Genomic DNA, 15,939 nt, shown 5'->3' with positions numbered 1-15,939 from the left:
AGAATGACGATCGGCACCCGCCTGACGCTCGGTTTCGGTGCCGTGCTGGCCCTCATGATGCTGCTGACCGCGCTCGCGGTCAGCCGTGTCGGCACCATCGATGCCACCCTCAACCGCATCAACGACGTCAACAACGTCAAGCAGCGCCATGCCATCAATTTCCGTGGCAGCGTGCACGACCGGGCAATCGCCCTGCGCGACGTGGTGCTGGCCGACGATGCCGCCGCTGCCCGTCCGGCCCTGGCCCAGATCGACCAGCTCGCCGCCAACTACGAACAAGCCGGTGTCGCGCTCGACGCCATGTTCAGCGCGCGCACCGACATCCTGCCGCAGGAACGCGAGGCGCTGGCCGCGATCAAGGAAAACGAGCGCCATGCCCAGCCGCTGATCGCGCAGGTGATCGCCATGCGCCTGGGCGGCGACGTCGACGGTGCGCACACCGTGCTGGCGCAGCAGGCGGCGCCGGCGTTCGTCGCCTGGCTGGCCGGCGTGAACCGCCTGATCGACCTCGAGGAGCAGTTGAACAAGGACTCCGCCGCCGAAGCGCGTGCGCTGACCGGCAGTTTCTTTGCCTGGATGCTGGCCTTGTGTGCGTTCGCCGTGGCGGCCGGCGCGCTGGCCGCCTGGTACATCAGCCGCAGCCTGCTGCGCCAGCTCGGCGGCCAGCCGGGCTACGCCGCCTACATCGCCGGCCGGATCGCTGCCGGCGAACTGGGCGTGCGCATCCGCACCGCGCCCGGCGACCGCTCCAGCCTGCTGTTCGCGATGCAGGGCATGCGCGACAGCCTGGTCGACATCGTGTCGCAGGTGCGCGCCGGGACGCTGACCATCGCGAATGCCTCGACCGAGATCGCCGCCGGCAACCACGACCTGGCGCAGCGCACCGAGCGCCAGGCACGCACCCTGATGGACACCGCCGCCTCGATGGAAGAACTGACCGGCACCGTGCGCCAGAACGCCGACAATGCGCGCCAGGCCAACGTGCTGGCCGAGTCGGCCTCGCAGGTGGCGGTGCGCGGCGGCGCCGTGGTCGCCCAGGTGGTCGAGACCATGGCCTCGATCAACGAATCGTCGAAGCAGGTCGTCGACATCATCGGCGTGATCGACACCATCGCCTTCCAGACGAACATCCTGGCGCTGAACGCGGCCGTGGAAGCGGCGCGCGCGGGCGAGCAGGGGCGCGGCTTCGCGGTGGTGGCGACCGAGGTGCGCAACCTGGCCCAGCGCTCGGCTGCTGCCGCCAAGGAAATCAAGGCCCTGATCGGCAGTTCGGTGGAACGGGTCGACGCCGGTGCGCGCCTGGTCGACGCGGCCGGCAGCACGATGGACGAGATCGTCGGCAGCGTGAAGCGGGTGACCGACATCATGGCCGAGATCAGCGCCGCCAGCGCCGAGCAGAGCGCCGGCATCGGCCAGGTGAACCTTGCCATCGGCCGCATGGACGAGGCCACGCGCCAGAACGCCACCCTGGTGGAACAAGCCGAAGCGGCGGCCGATTCGCTGCAGGACGAGGCAGCGGCCCTGGCGCAGCTGGTGAGTGTCTTCAAAATGGCACAGCCGGAACGGCAAACTGTTGCGTTGCCGCCGCACAAAGGGGCGCTGGCGTTGCCGGTTTGAACACGGACAAAAAATTTCTGAATGGGAAGATATTCTCGGTCCTAGAATTGCCTTAGAGCATTTCATCCAGCCGGAAGTCTTCCATGTCCAAGCATTTCGCCGCAGCCGTCCTGGCTGCCAACGCGTTTGCGGGCGCCTGCGCCCAGTCCGCCGAACTCACCGCGCTCGAGCAGCGCTGGCTGCAGGCGGCGGCGCCGGTCCTGTCCTACTCGCAAAAGCTGGGGCTGCCGCTCGACATCGTGGTGCAGCCGCGGCCGCGCGCCAACGACGTGCCGCTGGCGATGGGCTACGACGGCGGCCGCTGCAAGCTGGTGCTGACGCTGCGCGGCAATCCCCAGGCGGAAACCATCCTCGACGGCGTACCGGAAGAACAGCGCGGCGAACTGATCGAAGCCATGACGGCGCACGAGGTGGCGCATTGCTGGCGCCATGCACGCGGCGCCTGGAATGCCTTGCCGGCCGGCTTTGTCGAAGTGGGCGAGGAGCGCGCTGCCAGCAGCGCCTTGCTGGCCGCCTCGAAGGCGATGCGCGAGACGCGGCGCGAGGAAGCCTACGCCGACCTGGCGGCCCTGGCCTGGACCCGCCAGCGCAACCCGGAAGCCTATGGCCGCGTGCATGCCTGGTTCGAGGCCGTGCGCAGGGAGCAGCCGGTGGCGCGCAGCGGCCACGACACCCGCCTGTGGGTGGAGCTGGCGCGCGACGCCAGCCGCCTGGCCGACACCGGCGCGCCTTTCGACGATGCGGCGCCGCTCTGGCGCGAAGGCCTGTTGAGCGCCGAGTAGCGCTGGCCGGCGTCCGGCTGCGCTGGCTCAGGGCATGTATGGTTTTTCCGGCAACGGTACGCTGTCGCACAGAAGTTGGAGGGGGTGGGGCGTTTAATGACGCCATCACAACAACCGACACGAGGGACACTGCCATGAACGCCTTGCTTTCCACCTTGCTCGCCACCGCCGTCGGCGCCAGCTTCGCCGTTGCCCCCGCTGCCCAGGCGCAAACGAAGGACGCGGCGGGTTACCGTGACGCCGTCCAGAAAGTGTCTGCCGACTACAAGACGGCCAGCGCCAAGTGCGACGCCATGAAGGGCAACGACAAGGACATCTGCATGGCCGAAGCCAAGGTCGCCCGCGCACGCGGCGAATCGCAGGCCGTAGCCAGGCACGAGAACAGCGAATCGGCCCGTTCCCATGCGCGCGAAAAGGTCGCCGATGCCGACTACGACCTCGCCAAGGAAAAATGCGATGCGAAGAGCGGCGCCGACAAGGACAGCTGCATGGACAATGCCAAGTCGGTGCACACCGCCGCGCTGGCCGATGCCAAGGCCGGGCGCGACGGCTCGACCGCCCTGGGCGCCAGCGGCAGCGCCGGCCTGATCGCCAGCACCGACACCAAGGACCCGGCCAAGGCCGCAGCGGTGGCCAAGTGCGAGCAGGCCACCGGCGGCGCGACCGCCGGCTGCCTGGTCGACAGCAAGGGCAACGTGACCACCATGGCCAAGCGCGCCGAGAACGCCACCGAGCGCGCCGCCGACAACACGCGCGCCGCTGCCTCGAACGCTGTCGACAAGACGAAGGAAGTGGCTGCGACCGCCGTCGACAAGACCAAGGCCGCCGCTGCCACCGTGGCCGAGAAGACCGGCCTGGACGGCGCCGGCGAACGCCTGCGCGCGGCCGGCTCGACCATCGCCCAGAAGACCGAAAGCGCGGTCGACAACATCGGCGACAAGACCCGCCAGGCTGCTGCCAGCGCCAGGGAAAACACGAAGGACGCGATGCAGACCGCCGGCGAGAAAACCCGCGATACCGGGTCCACCGTGGCGGACCGCACCGACCGCGCGACCGACAAGGCCGCCGACAAGGTTGCCGACAATGCGCGCGATGCTACCCGTGGCACCGCCGTGGCCGCGTCCGACACCGCGATCACGACCAAGGTGAAAGCCAACATCTTCAAGGAACCCGACCTGAAATCGATGGCGATCCACGTCGAAACCGAGAAGGGCGTGGTGATGCTGAGCGGTTTCGTCGAATCGAAGGCCGAGGCCGACAAGGCCGTCAAGGTGGCCAAGGAAGTCGATGGCGTGACGAACGTGAAGAGCGCGATCAAGGTCAAGTAAGCGCCGCACGGCAGCTTGCATGATGCGCAGCGCGGCCGACTGCCCACGCTGCGCCGCGCCCGGCACGGCCGCGCTCAGGGGCAGCCGTGTTGGCGCTCGCTGTCGCATTTTTTCCTCGCCCGGGGCTAATCCAGGCGGCAACGGCGGCTCGGCCCTTACCCAACCGGGGTGGCAGAGTATAATTTTCGGGTGAATAAACTCGAAGCCTTTGGATTCATCGTGGCCCAGGCGGCCCGCGGTGACATTACCTTTCCCACCAGCGTGAACGCCGTGCTGCGCCTGCAGCAGGCGCTCGACGATCCCGACTGTCCGCTCGACGAAGCCATCCGCCTGGTGCTGGCCGAGCCGCAACTGGCCGCGCGCACCGTGGCGCTGGCCAATTCGGCCGCGTTTTCCGGCAGCGGCGGCCCGCCCGTGACCAACGTGCGCGCGGCCGTGATCCGGATCGGCTACCGCCGCCTGCAGGCCCTGGTGGCCAGCCTGGTGGTGCGCCAGTTCGGCAACCGCATCAAGGACCCCGGCCTGCGCGCCAAGGCCGAGCAGCTGTGGGAGCACACGGTGCACGTGGCGGCCCTGGCCCAGGCGCTGGCGCGGCGCGTCACCTTCGTCAACGCGGACACCGCCCTGTTCGCCGGCATCATCCACGAGGTCGGCGGCTTTTACCTGCTCTCGCGCGCCGACGAATTCCCCGGCCTGCTCGACGACGACCCCGAGAAGTGGGGCGAGCTGTGCGAGGACGTGGTCGCCGTCGAGGTGCTGAAGAAGTTGTCGGTGCCGGCCCCGGTGGCCGACGCCATCGGCGAACTGCGCCGCGGCTGGATCAACATGCCGCCTTCGACCCTGCTCGACACTCTGCTGCTGGCGAACCAGTACGCGCCGGTGCCGTCGCCGCTGGGCGTGGCGCCGCCCGCGCCGCCGGCCCACGGCGACAGCGCCATCGACTTCGTGCTCGACGAAGAGATGCTGGCCGAGATCCGCGCCGAAGCGGCGCAAACCCAGGCGATCATGGGCGGGCCGCTGCTGGTCTGATGTAGCCCAGCGTTGCGGCGGGAACCAGGGACGGGGCCAGCCGTTCTAACGCATGAGAGTTCATCTCGTGCGGAGGAAACGTGGCCGGTCGTGCGGTCCGTCGGAAGACGGCGTCGTCATTCCTGCAGTTGCTGTGCCTGGTCTGCCTGCTGGCGCTGGCGCCGGCTTGCGCGCAGGCGCAGTCACGCCCATCCGCGCCTGCTTCGGTCGCCTCTTCCGTCACCCCTTCAGTCGACGCTTCGACGGCTGTTTCCGTCTCCCTGCTCACGATCGACGGCCCGATCGGCCCCGCCTACGCCGACTACGTCGAACGCGGCATCGCCCGCGCCGCCCGGCAGCGGCGTTCCCTTGTCGTGCTCCAGCTCGACACGCCCGGCGGGCTCGACACCGCCATGCGCAGCACCATCCGCGCCATCCTGGCTGCACTGCTGCCGGTGGCCTGCTTCGTCGCGCCAAGCGGGGCACGCGCGGCCAGCGCCGGCACCTACATCCTGTATGCCTGCCACATCGCGGCCATGGCGCCCGGTACCAACCTGGGCGCGGCCACGCCGGTGCAGGTCAGTCCCGCCAGTCCTGGCCCGCCCGAGTCCGGCAAGAACAAGGCGCCGTCGGCCATGGAAGCCAAGGCCGTCAACGATGCCGCCGCCTACATCCGCGGGCTGGCGCAACTGCGCGGGCGTAATGCGGACTGGGCCGAAGAGTCGGTACGCCAGTCGCTCAGCCTGTCGGCCGGCGACGCGCTTGCCGCCGGCGTCATCGACCTGGTCGCACGCGACGTGGCGCAGCTGCTGGCGCTGGCCGATGGCCGTGTCGTGCGCGTCCGGAATGCCGACTGGACGGTGCAGGTGGCCGGCGCGGGCGTGCTGGATGCCGCGCCCGACTGGCGCACGCGCTTCCTGGCCGTGATCGCCAACCCGAGCGTGGCGCTGATCCTGCTGACCGTCGGCATGTACGGCCTGCTGTTCGAGTTCATGAGCCCGGGCGCGGTGCTGCCTGGCGTGGTGGGCGCGATCTGCCTGCTGCTCGGGCTGTATGGCATGCAGCTGCTGCCCATCAATTACTCCGGGCTGGCGCTGATCCTCTTCGGCCTGGCCTGCATGGTGGCCGAGGCCTTCCTGCCCAGCTTCGGCGTGATCGGGCTCGGCGGCGTGCTTGCCTTCGTGATCGGTGCGCTGCTGCTGATGGACAGCGACGCGCCCGGCTTCGGCATGCCGCTCGGCTTCGTGGCGAGCGTCGGCATCACGGCGGCGCTGCTGGTCGGCGCCACTGCCCAGGTCGCGCTGCGCACGCGGCGCCGGCCCGCACCGGGCGTCACCGCCGGGCTGGAAGGAGACATCGCCGAGATGCTCGGTGACGCCGTGCGCGAGGGCTGGGCGAATGTGGGCGGCGAAACCTGGCGCGTGGTCACGGACACGCCGCTGCACGAACGGCAGCGGGTGCGCGTGGTCGGGCGCAGCGGACGGGTATTGCGGGTCGTGCCTTTCGATGCGTCGAACAGCGCACGGGCGCCGCCTGCCGGCAACATGTAGAGGGCGGACGGGATTTTTCCAGCGCTGCGAGGAGAATGCGATGCTGTTCGAACTGGGTTTCGGCGCCGGCTTCCTGCTGATCCTGCTGGCGATGCTGTTCGCGCTGTCGGTGCGCATCCTGCGCGAGTACGAGCGCGGCGTCGTGTTCCAGCTGGGGCGCTTCTGGGCCGTGAAGGGGCCGGGACTGATCCTGCTGATCCCGGTGTTGCAGCAAATGGTGCGGGTCGATTTGCGCACCGTGGTGCTCGACGTGCCGAAGCAGGACGTCATCTCGCGCGACAACGTTTCGGTGAAGGTGAATGCGGTGCTCTACTTCCGCGTGATCGATCCCGAGCGCGCCATCATCCAGGTGGCCAACTTCATGGAAGCGACCAGTCAATTGGCCCAGACCACGCTGCGTTCGGTGCTCGGCAAGCACGAGCTCGACGACATGCTGGCCGAGCGCGAGCGCCTGAACATCGACATCCAGCAGGTGCTCGACGCCCAGACCGACGCCTGGGGCATCAAGGTGGCGAACGTCGAGATCAAGCACGTCGACCTCGACGAATCGATGGTGCGCGCGATTGCGCGCCAGGCCGAGGCCGAACGCGAACGGCGCGCCAAGGTCATCCATGCCGAAGGCGAGTTGCAGGCGTCGGAAAAACTGATGCAGGCGGCCGAAGTGCTGGCGCGCGAGAGCGGGGCGATGCAGCTGCGCTATTTGCAGACCCTGTCCACCATCGCGGGAGACAAGACCACGACGATCGTGTTTCCGCTGCCGGTGGAGCTGCTGTGCAGCTTGATGGACAAGGTCAAGCGATAGGGCGTGGGTAGCTTGTTTCCGTGTCAATACAAAATATTGAAGGCATGTGATAATTCGCAATATTTCAGTGATACCATTTGGAAACAAAAATTTCCAAAAGGGATGCACCATGCGCATTGCCAAGCTTGTCGTGAGTGTTCTTGCTTGTACCCTGGGCGCCAGCGCCCATGCCGGCGTCATCGACCTGACCAGCATCATCGGTGGCGCCAACCTGTATGCCATCCACGATTTCACGGCGCCGTCGAGCGACGTCGAGGGCGCGGTGGTGGCAGGTGGAAATGTTACGGTGTCGAGCTATTCGATCAACGCGAACAACCGGCCGGCCTTCGATAACTACGCGGCGATCGTCGGCGGCAACCTCTCGGTGAACGGCGGTTCGATCAACCATGGCGGCGTGTACGTGGGCGGCACCACGACCATGCAATCGGCGGCCACGCCGACGGCCTTGCCGACCAATCCGGTCGACTTTGCAGCCACCGAGCAATACTACAAGACCCTGACCCAGACGATAGCCGGCCTGGACGCCACCGGCGCCGTGAATCCCCTGTGGAGTGGCGTCAAGGTGAGCGGCAGCGGTACGGGCGGCGTCGAGGTCTTCAATGTCTCGTCCGACCTGTTCCGCACCTCGAGCAGCTGGACGCTGGAAAAGCTGACGCCGGGACAGACCCTGATCTTCAACATCAGCGGCGACATCGGCACCTTCAACGAGGGCGGCATCAGCTTCGAGCCGCTGAGCGCCTACAACGTGCTGTTCAATTTCTACGAAGCGAAGAACGTCAACGTGAAGGGCGTGATCGGCAGCGTGCTGGCGCCGTACGCCACGGTGAATGCCAACTGGGGCGTGATCAACGGCACTGTGATCGTGGACACCTGGAACTCGACGATCCAGGTGAATTCGAACCATTACTTCCAGAACGTCGATGTGCCCGGCTTCACTCTGCCGCCGGGCGGCGACCCGCTTGGCGAAGTACCCGAGCCGGGCTCGCTGGCCCTGGTCTGCGCCGGCCTGATCGCGGCCGGCCTCGCTTATCGCCGCAAGGCGGCCTGAGGAGCAGGCCTGGCTTCCAGCGCCAGCATCCACAGCGCCAGGCCGACGCCGGCCACGGCCATGCCGGCAGCCACCCATTGCGGCGAAGCGTAGGAGTAGCCCAGGGTCAGCGGAATGCCGCCGAGGAAGGCGCCAGTGGCATTACCGATATTGAAGCCCGACTGGCCCAGCGAGGAGCCGAGCATCTCGGCTTCGCGCGAATGGCCGATCAGGAGCATCTGGATCGGCGGACCGAGCGCCAGCGCGTTCGCGCCGGTGGCAAAGGCCAGCACCAGCATCGCCGGCTGCGAGGTGGCCAGCAAACCGTTCAACAGCAGCAGGATCGTCATGCTGGCGAGCAGCAGGGCCACCGCGCGCAAGGGTGCGAAGCGGTCGGCCAGGCGTCCGCCCAGAGTCACGCCCACCGTCATGCCGACACCGACCACGGTCATAATCAGCGGAATCTGGCCTGGGGCAAACCGGGCCATGTCGGTCAGCAGCGGCGCGATATAGCTGAACCAGGCAAAGAAGCCGCCGGTACCGATCGAGGTGATGGCAAGGGCCAGCCACAGGCTCGGCTTGCGGAAGATCTTCAGGTCCTTTTTCAGGCCGGCGCTAGGCGTGGCCTCGAAATAAGGCACCAGCTGCTTCAGACTGAGGGCGGTGACCAGGCCGATCGCGGCCACAACCAGGAACACCAGGCGCCAGCTGACGTTGTGCCCGAGCCAGGTACCGAAGGGCACGCCGAGCACGTTGGCCAGGGTCAGGCCGGTGAACATGGTCGCCAGTGCTGCCGCCACCTTGCCCGGATCGGCCAGGCGGCTGGCCACCACGGCGCCGACGCCGAAGAAGGCGCCATGCGGCAGGCCGGCCAGGAAGCGCGAGGCCATCATCAGGCCGAAGTTCGGCGCCAGCGCCGACAGGCCGTTGAACACGGCGAACATCAGCATGAACCAGATCAGCACGCTGCGCGGCGGACGGCCGGCAACCAGCGCCACCAGGGTCGGCGCGCCGACCACCACGCCCAGCGCATAGGCGGAGATCAGATAGCCGGCCTGGGGAATGGTAATGTCCAGGCCAGTGGCGATGTCGGGAAGGATGCCCATCATCACGAATTCGGTCATGCCAATACCGAACCCGCCCAGGGCCAGGGGAAACAGGCTTTTCTTCATCAAAATACGGATTCTTTTCTTGTAGGTTGCCCGCGACGCGTTGCAGACGGTCGAAGGTGGTCGGCCACTATAGCGGCTGGCGCCCGGCCAGTCAGCTTTCGTGTCGTGATGTCTGGTATGCGAATGGCTGATAGCGGCGCCGCTTCAGGCGCGCCCGCCTTCGTTTTCGTCTTCGTCGCGCAGCCAGGCGATGCGGCCGTGCCCGGTTTCGTTCAGGCGCGCGGCAAAGGCGGCGGCCTCGGCTTCGGGTAGGCTGAAGGCAAACACGACGTCGTTGCCGTGTGCGACCTCCAGCAGGACGGCGCCGGCGGCGTCGATCTCGCGCCGCACCAGGCCCTCCAACGGGTAGGGCGCGCTGCAACGCAGGACCGTCTTGCGGATGATGGCGATCTTTTCCGCCTGCAGCAGGGCCTGGGCTACGCTGTCGGTATAGGCGCGCACCAGGCCGCCGGCGCCCAGTTTCACGCCGCCGAAGTAGCGCACGACGGTGGCGAGTACGCCTTCCAGGTCCTGGTGACGCAGCACGTCGAGCATGGGGCGGCCGGCGGTGCCGCTCGGTTCGCCATCGTCGACCGCCGCCGATTGCCCGCCGGCCAGCAGGGACCAGCACACATGGGCCGCGCCCGGATGCTGGGCACGCAGCGCCGCCACGACCTGCTGCGCGCCGGCACGATCGGCCATCGGCTGCACGCAGGCAATGAAACGGCTCTTCTTGATGAGCAGTTCGTGGTGGACGGGGGCGAGGATGGTCTGGGGCATGCTTGTGCCGGGATCGGGTTCGGAAATGCAGAAACAAAAACGCCAACCGTGCTGGTTGGCGTTTTCGTCGATGCTTTACTACTAAAATTCTTTGGTAGGCCGTGCGGGATTCGAACCTGCGACCAACGGATTAAAAGTCCGCTGCTCTACCAGCTGAGCTAACGACCCGAAGAAGGCAAGATTATAGCCGGACTCTGGCAAGACGCCAAGGGTTTCGTGCAAATCGTGAGAAATCGCAATACGGCACCGCATCTTTCATGCTTTGGGAGCGTGCGTCTCATCCACGCCGGTCATGCCACAATCGGTTCATCATGACGCGACCGCCCCCACGCACCCGGGTGCGCGCGCTCCTGCAGGATGAGCTGCGCGGACTCACCACGCTCCAGGCCAGCGACCGCGCCTGGCAAATGCCCTTCGCCGCGGCGCTGTGCACCGGCCTGCCGCTCCTGTTCGGCGCCTGGCTCGGGCGCATGGACGTCGGGCTGGTCGCGTCGCTGGGCGGCCTGGTCTTTGTCTACCTGCCGAACACGCCCATGTCGCACCGCATGGTGGTGATGATGGCGGCCGCCTTCGGCCTGTCCGCCTGCTATGCGCTCGGTGTGCTAAGCCATTTCCTGACCGCAGCCACAATGCCGATGCTGATCTTTATCAGCATCCTGGTCACCATGATCTGCCGCTTCTACCGCGTCATCCCCCCTGGCAGCCTGTTCTTCGTGATGGCCGCGTAGATCGGCGCCTATACGCCAGCCCAGCCGGCCGAGCTGCCATTGCGCGTCGGGCTGATCTTCCTGGGCGCCTTGTCGGCTTGCCTGATCGCCTTTTTCTACAGCTTGTTCATGTTGCGCCGGCGCGCGCCGCTGCCGGTGGCGCCGCTGCCGCCTGCCACCTTCGATTTCGTGGTGTTCGATTCGGTCGTGATCGGGGTGTTCGTCGGGCTGGCGCTGGCCCTGGCCCAGCTGCTGCAACTGGAAAAGCCGTACTGGGTGCCGGTCAGTTGCCTGGCCGTGATCCAGGGGGCGTCGCTGCGCGCGGTCTGGAGCCGGCAACTGCACCGCACGCTCGGCACGGCGGTCGGCCTGCTGCTGGCCTGGGCCTTGCTGCTGCTGCCTTTGAACGGATGGAGCATCGCGCTCTTGATGATGGCGCTGACCTTCATCATCGAATCGATCATCGTGCGCCATTACGCGCTGGCCGCCGTGTTCATCACGCCGCTGACCATCCTGCTGGCCGAAGCCGCCGTGCTCGGCCAGGGTTCGGCCGCCGCCCTGATCGGCGCGCGCTTCGTCGATACCGTGCTCGGCTGCCTGGTCGGGTTGGCGGGCGGCGTCTGCCTGCACAGCCCGCGCTTCCGCGCGGTGGTCGGCGCGCCGATGCGGCGCCTGGTGCCGCTGCGCTTCAGCCGCAAGGGGCGCCAGGCATAGCTCAGGTCTCGACTTCCTTGTCTTCTTCCTGGGCCTCGTGCATCGCTTCCGGCTCCAGCTTCTCGGCGTCGACGTTCAGGCGGATGAAGAAGCCCCAGCTTGCCAGCAGCACGCCGGCGGCAATGCCGATCGAGGCGACCTCGGGCAGCATGTCCGGTTTCGTATGCAGGAACTGGAAGACCCCGATCAGGCACTCGACCGCGAGCGATACCACCACCACGATCAGGAAGCGCGACAGGAAACGCCGCACGCGGGTCGGCGCGCTGGTGTGCACGGTGCGCTGGACTTCTTCCTCAAGCACGGTTTGCCCGAGTTCGAGGGCGGCCACCGCGATGGTGACCAGGCCGACGCATTCGAGGATGACCTGGAAGCGTTCCTTGACGGGGTGGTCTTCCCCGGGCGCGATGGCGGTCCAGATTTCGATCCCGGCCAGCACGATCAGTGCGAAACCGCAGGTAAAGAAGAGCAGGGCGGCAAGAACGTAGCCGACGGTACTGAGTTTATGAAGCGCTTTCATGGTGTGCCTTGTGTTCCGATTTTGTGAACACTTTAGCATCATTGCAATCTGGCACGCGCGCGCCAGACTGCACCGTCAAACGTCTGCGCTTGATGCCGGGGCGGGCACTGCGGCCTGGATGGTCTCGGTGCCGGCCTCGGCCGGTGGGATCGCCGGCGCAGCGAGGGCGGCGTTGATTTCAGCGACAATCTGGTCGAGCATGCTGTCGTCGTAGCCGCGGTGGACGTGCAGAATCTTGCCGTCGCGTCCGATGATCATCATGTGCGGGATACCATTGACCTTGTAGGCCTTCTGCGCGCGGTCGTCTGGATCGTAGGCAAACGACAAGTCCAGTTTGTCGAGTGCGCGCACTACCTTCCTGAAGACGGCGCGTTCCTCGGTATTGATCGCGACCACATGCATTTGCTCCTTGCCGGCCAACTTCTGCATGCCGTTCAGGATCGGCAGCTCTTTCAGGCAGTAGGGGCACCAGGTGGCCCAGAACGACACCACGACGACTTTTCCGGCATGCTCGGACAACAGCACCTTCTTGCCGTCGAGCGTCTGGCCGATGTAGTCCGACGACGGCATCCGCTCGTCCTGGCCTTGCGCCGCATCGCCGGCAAAGACGGGCAGGGCGAGTGCCAGCATGAGGATGGCGACGAGGAGGCGGAACTGCCGGGAGAGTTCGTTCATGCAAGGTCTTCCTGTTGGGTGAGGTTGTCAAAACGACAGCGTCGAGTGTAATACTCGACTGGTCTTTCTGTCTAGAAATTATTGCCCGAGCTATCCCTCCGCAAAGCGCCCCTTGCCTGTGGGTTTCCTGTCACAGCCTCCTGTGATCTCGCTCAACAATGACTTGACGCAAAGTAATGCCGGACTCGGGCGGCATCATGGCGGATGCCTTTCTGCACTTTTGCACGATGTCATCTATCCGCATCGGTTACCGAGGAGTCCATCCCGTCATGAGCATGGCACTGACGCAGCGAATCGCTGCCGCATTGTCCGAGTTTTCGAGCACACGCCGGCTTTACGAACTCGTCATCGACGAAGGCCGCTCCGGGCCGCCGCCCGGCAGCCTGCTGGTCGAAGCGTTCACCGCCTCTGACGGACTGCAGGAAGTCGGCGTACGCGACATCATCGTACTGTCGACCAGCGCCTATATCGATCTCGATTCCCTGCTGGGAGAACCGGCCGCACTCGACGTCTGCCTGGCCGACGGCAGCCGGGAGCGCTTCGGCGGCGAGATCTGCGAACTGGCCATGCTCGGCAGCGATGGCGGCCTGGCGCGTTACCGGATTCGCCTGTCGCCCTGGATCTGGCGCCTGGGCCAGGTACGCAACAGCCGCGTCTGGCAAAACAAGCGCGTGACCGACATCGTCGACGCCGTGTTCTCAAGCTACCGGCCGCTGGCGCGCTGGCGCTGGAGCATCGATACCAACACCTTCCTGCGCGACGTCCCGCCACGCAACTATTGCTGTCAATACCGCGAGTCCGACCTCGATTTCGTGCGCCGTATCCTGGCCGAGGAGGGACTCGGCTGGCGCATCGAGCAGGACGCAGGCGGTCCGATGCTGGTGCTGTTTGCCGACAGCAGCCACCCGCGCGCCTTGCCGCAGGATCTGTCGAGCGCGGCAAGCGGCGGCATCCGCTACCACGCGGCGCGCGCCGTCGAGCAGGACGATACGATACAGGCGCTGACAACGCAGCGCCGCCTGCAATCTTCGCTCACCACCTTGCTGAGCTATGACTACAAGGCCAAGCAGATCGTCGCCATCGGTTCGCCGAGCCACTTGAAACGCCCGCGCAATCTTCCCGAACTGGAAGCATTCGACGTGCCAGGGCAGGACGCCTTTGCGACGCTGGCGCAGGCGCGCCACTACGCCGACTTGCAGATGGAAGGAAAGGAAGCACGCGCCGAACGCTGGCAGGGCCGATCGATTGTGCGCACCTTGCGCGCGGGTACACGGCTGACGGTTACCGGCTTGCCTCTGCGTGCACTCGGCAACAACCCGGTATTTGCCCTCACGCGCGTGCTCAGTGTTGGCGTCAACAACATGCCGCCGCCGGCCCAGCATGCGCTGGCCGAACTGTTCGGGCCGATTCCCGAGCTGCTTGAAGAAAGCGTGCAGCGCGACTGGCCGCAGGATGTCATGTTGGCCATCGCGCAGGCGCGCGAGACCGGTTATGCGAACTGCTTCGAGGCCATCCCCGCCGATGTTCCATGGCGCCCGCTACTGCCTGGCGGCGATGGCCGCAGCAAGGCCAGGCCGACAGCGCACGGTTCGCAAAGCGCCATCGTGATCGGCGCCGACGGCAGCGACCAGCCGAACGGCGCCGACGAACTGTATTGCGACCGCCTGGGGCGCGTGCGCATTCGCTTCCACTGGCAGGACGGCGGCAACGCCAGCTGCTGGGTGCGCGTCGCCCAACGCCTGGCCGGCGGCGGCATGGGCAGCCAGTTCCTGCCGCGCATCGGCCAGGAAGTGCTTGTGCAATTCCTGGAGAACGACATCGACCGCCCGATCATCGTCGGCGCGCTCTATAACGGGCAGGGTGAAGGCGGGATAGCCCCGACGCCGGGTGGCCGGCGCGATACCGGCGACCGCTCGGCCGTTTTCAAGTCGGCAAATGACCACTCGCCTTCAGCACAGGGCAATCTCGTCGGCGGCAACAGTCCGGTATGGCATGGCGCCTCTCCCGCCGACGCCGGCCATCGCAATGCGGCTGCGCAATGGGGCATTCGCAGCAAGGAGTTCGGCGGCAGCGGCTATAGCCAGTTGCTGTTCGACGATACCGATGGCCAGGGGTGGGTGCAACTGAAGTGCACGCATGCCGCGACCGAGCTGAACCTGGGGCACCTGATCCATGCGGCGGACAACTATCGAGGCAGCTTCCGCGGTCTGGGCGCGGAATTGCGTACCGACGCGTATGGGGCGGTGCGTGCGGGCGCGGGCTTGCTGGTGTCGAGCTACGGGATCGGCCATACGGCGGCGGCGCGCGATCCTATGGGAGAAAACACTGCCGCGCTTGGGTTGCTGCAGCAAGCGGCGCAACTGGCGGAACGCTTCAGTTCGGCTGCAGTGACGCATCAAACGGTCGGGTTGGCGGCACATCTTGGCGCGCACAAGGCGAATGCGAGCTTGCTGGACGAGCAGTCGGCGCCGGTGAAGGCTTTGCTAGCGGCGATGTCCGGGATGGTGGGGACTGCGTCCCTGCCGGAGGCGCTGGCCGACGTCAGCGCGCGCAACACCGCGGCCGGGGCGGACAAGGTGCCGCACTCGACCGCGGCGATGATCGCGATTGCAGCCAAGGACGGGTTCGGCGCAAGCGCCGGGCAGAGCCTGCAGCTGTCGAATGGCGAAACCGTGTCCCTGATGAGCGGGCAGGACACGCAGTTTGTGAGCGGCGGGCAGATGCGCGTGCATACCGGGCAGGCGATCGGTGTGCTGGGCGGCGCGGTGAAGCCGGGGAAGGGCGGCGTCGGATTGCAGCTGATTGCGGCGAAGGACGATATCGATATTCAGGCGCAGGGAGATGTGCTCACGGTGCAGGCGCGCGATGAGGTGAATGTGATCAGTGCACATGCGCATGTCGATTGGGCGGCGGCGAAGAAGATCAGCTTGTCGACGGCGGGTGGGGCGAATATCACGATCGAGGGCGGGAATATTACGGTGCAGTGCCCGGGGAAGATTGTGGTGCGTGCGGGGAAGAAGAGCTTTGACGCCCCTGCATTAAGCAATTTTCAAATGCCCGCTCTCCCGCGTGGAGACATGCGTTTCGATGAAAAATTCCAGCTTGTCGATGTAGCTGGAGATCCTGTCAAGAATATGAGATACGCTATCACGAAGCCTGATGGCGGCCGAGTTGAAGGAGTAACGGATGATAATGGCATGATTTCGCTGCAACAAGCCTTTGCTCCCGAACGATTGTTGATTGCAATACTCGGACGTTTAGGTAAATAGAAGGAGAGTGTT

At 66.2% G+C, this 15,939-nt stretch carries 14 protein-coding genes and 1 tRNA gene; 10 read left to right on the top strand and 5 right to left on the bottom strand.

The features are described from left to right. Window positions 1-3 precede the first annotated feature (3 nt). From QPK31_RS04440 to QPK31_RS04410, 7 genes are all read left to right on the top strand, one after another. Complete coding sequence (locus QPK31_RS04440; protein ID WP_290421732.1) at window positions 4-1,617, top strand: methyl-accepting chemotaxis protein; 1,614 nt, start codon at window positions 4-6, stop codon at window positions 1,615-1,617. Between the two features lie 83 nt (window positions 1,618-1,700). After that, window positions 1,701-2,399, top strand: a complete 699-nt coding sequence (locus QPK31_RS04435) for a hypothetical protein (protein WP_290421731.1) — start codon at window positions 1,701-1,703, stop codon at window positions 2,397-2,399. Window positions 2,400-2,533: 134 nt separating this feature from the next. Further along, complete coding sequence (locus QPK31_RS04430; RefSeq protein ID WP_290421730.1) at window positions 2,534-3,727, top strand: BON domain-containing protein; 1,194 nt, start codon at window positions 2,534-2,536, stop codon at window positions 3,725-3,727. A gap of 189 nt (window positions 3,728-3,916) precedes the next feature. Then, on the top strand, window positions 3,917-4,756 hold the full coding sequence (locus tag QPK31_RS04425; RefSeq protein ID WP_290421729.1) for an HDOD domain-containing protein: 840 nt from the start codon (window positions 3,917-3,919) through the stop codon (window positions 4,754-4,756). An 80-nt stretch (window positions 4,757-4,836) separates the two neighbouring features. After that, a complete protein-coding gene (locus QPK31_RS04420) occupies window positions 4,837-6,285 on the top strand; it encodes a nodulation protein NfeD (RefSeq protein ID WP_290421728.1) in 1,449 nt (482 codons plus the stop codon). A gap of 40 nt (window positions 6,286-6,325) precedes the next feature. Beyond that, window positions 6,326-7,087, top strand: a complete 762-nt coding sequence (locus QPK31_RS04415; RefSeq protein ID WP_290421727.1) for a slipin family protein — start codon at window positions 6,326-6,328, stop codon at window positions 7,085-7,087. 109 nt (window positions 7,088-7,196) lie between these two features. After that, a complete protein-coding gene (locus tag QPK31_RS04410; protein ID WP_290421726.1) occupies window positions 7,197-8,135 on the top strand; it encodes a choice-of-anchor A family protein in 939 nt (312 codons plus the stop codon). On the opposite strand, the gene QPK31_RS04405 is transcribed toward QPK31_RS04410, so the two are convergent. From QPK31_RS04405 to QPK31_RS04395, 3 genes are all read right to left on the bottom strand, one after another. Next, on the bottom strand, window positions 8,114-9,286 hold the full coding sequence (locus QPK31_RS04405; protein WP_290421725.1) for an MFS transporter: 1,173 nt from the start codon (window positions 9,284-9,286) through the stop codon (window positions 8,114-8,116). The two genes, QPK31_RS04410 and QPK31_RS04405, sit on opposite strands and share 22 nt — an antisense overlap. A 144-nt stretch (window positions 9,287-9,430) precedes the next feature. Continuing rightward, window positions 9,431-10,045: a YigZ family protein gene (locus QPK31_RS04400; protein ID WP_290421724.1), complete on the bottom strand. Its 615-nt coding sequence runs from the start codon at window positions 10,043-10,045 to the stop codon at window positions 9,431-9,433. 92 nt (window positions 10,046-10,137) lie between these two features. Continuing rightward, window positions 10,138-10,213 (bottom strand) — tRNA-Lys (locus QPK31_RS04395). A 143-nt stretch (window positions 10,214-10,356) separates the two neighbouring features. On the opposite strand from QPK31_RS04395, the gene QPK31_RS04390 reads away from it, so the two are divergent. Next, the gene (locus QPK31_RS04390) at window positions 10,357-10,773 is read left to right on the top strand and encodes a hypothetical protein (protein ID WP_290421723.1); all 417 of its coding nucleotides are present in this window, start codon (window positions 10,357-10,359) and stop codon (window positions 10,771-10,773) included. A 39-nt stretch (window positions 10,774-10,812) separates the two neighbouring features. After that, complete coding sequence (locus QPK31_RS04385) at window positions 10,813-11,466, top strand: FUSC family protein (RefSeq protein WP_290421722.1); 654 nt, start codon at window positions 10,813-10,815, stop codon at window positions 11,464-11,466. 1 nt (window position 11,467) lies between these two features. Here QPK31_RS04385 and QPK31_RS04380 read toward each other — a convergent pair whose 3' ends face one another. Both QPK31_RS04380 and QPK31_RS04375 read right to left on the bottom strand, forming a co-directional pair. After that, entirely contained in the window at window positions 11,468-11,983 is a 516-nt protein-coding gene (locus QPK31_RS04380; protein ID WP_290421721.1) for a hypothetical protein, read from the bottom strand. 75 nt (window positions 11,984-12,058) lie between these two features. Continuing rightward, window positions 12,059-12,658 carry a TlpA disulfide reductase family protein gene (locus QPK31_RS04375; protein WP_290421720.1) on the bottom strand — a complete coding sequence of 200 codons (600 nt, stop codon included), beginning with the start codon at window positions 12,656-12,658 and terminating at the stop codon, window positions 12,059-12,061. 269 nt (window positions 12,659-12,927) lie between these two features. Here QPK31_RS04375 and QPK31_RS04370 point away from each other — a divergent pair, with 269 nt between their 5' ends. Continuing rightward, window positions 12,928-15,927: a type VI secretion system Vgr family protein gene (locus QPK31_RS04370; protein WP_290421864.1), complete on the top strand. Its 3,000-nt coding sequence runs from the start codon at window positions 12,928-12,930 to the stop codon at window positions 15,925-15,927. Window positions 15,928-15,939 lie beyond the last annotated feature (12 nt).

The organism is Massilia sp. YIM B02769, assembly GCF_030411995.1.
Taxonomy (GTDB): Bacteria; Pseudomonadota; Gammaproteobacteria; order Burkholderiales; family Burkholderiaceae_D; genus Telluria.
This window is presented reverse-complemented; position numbering and strand designations above follow the sequence as displayed.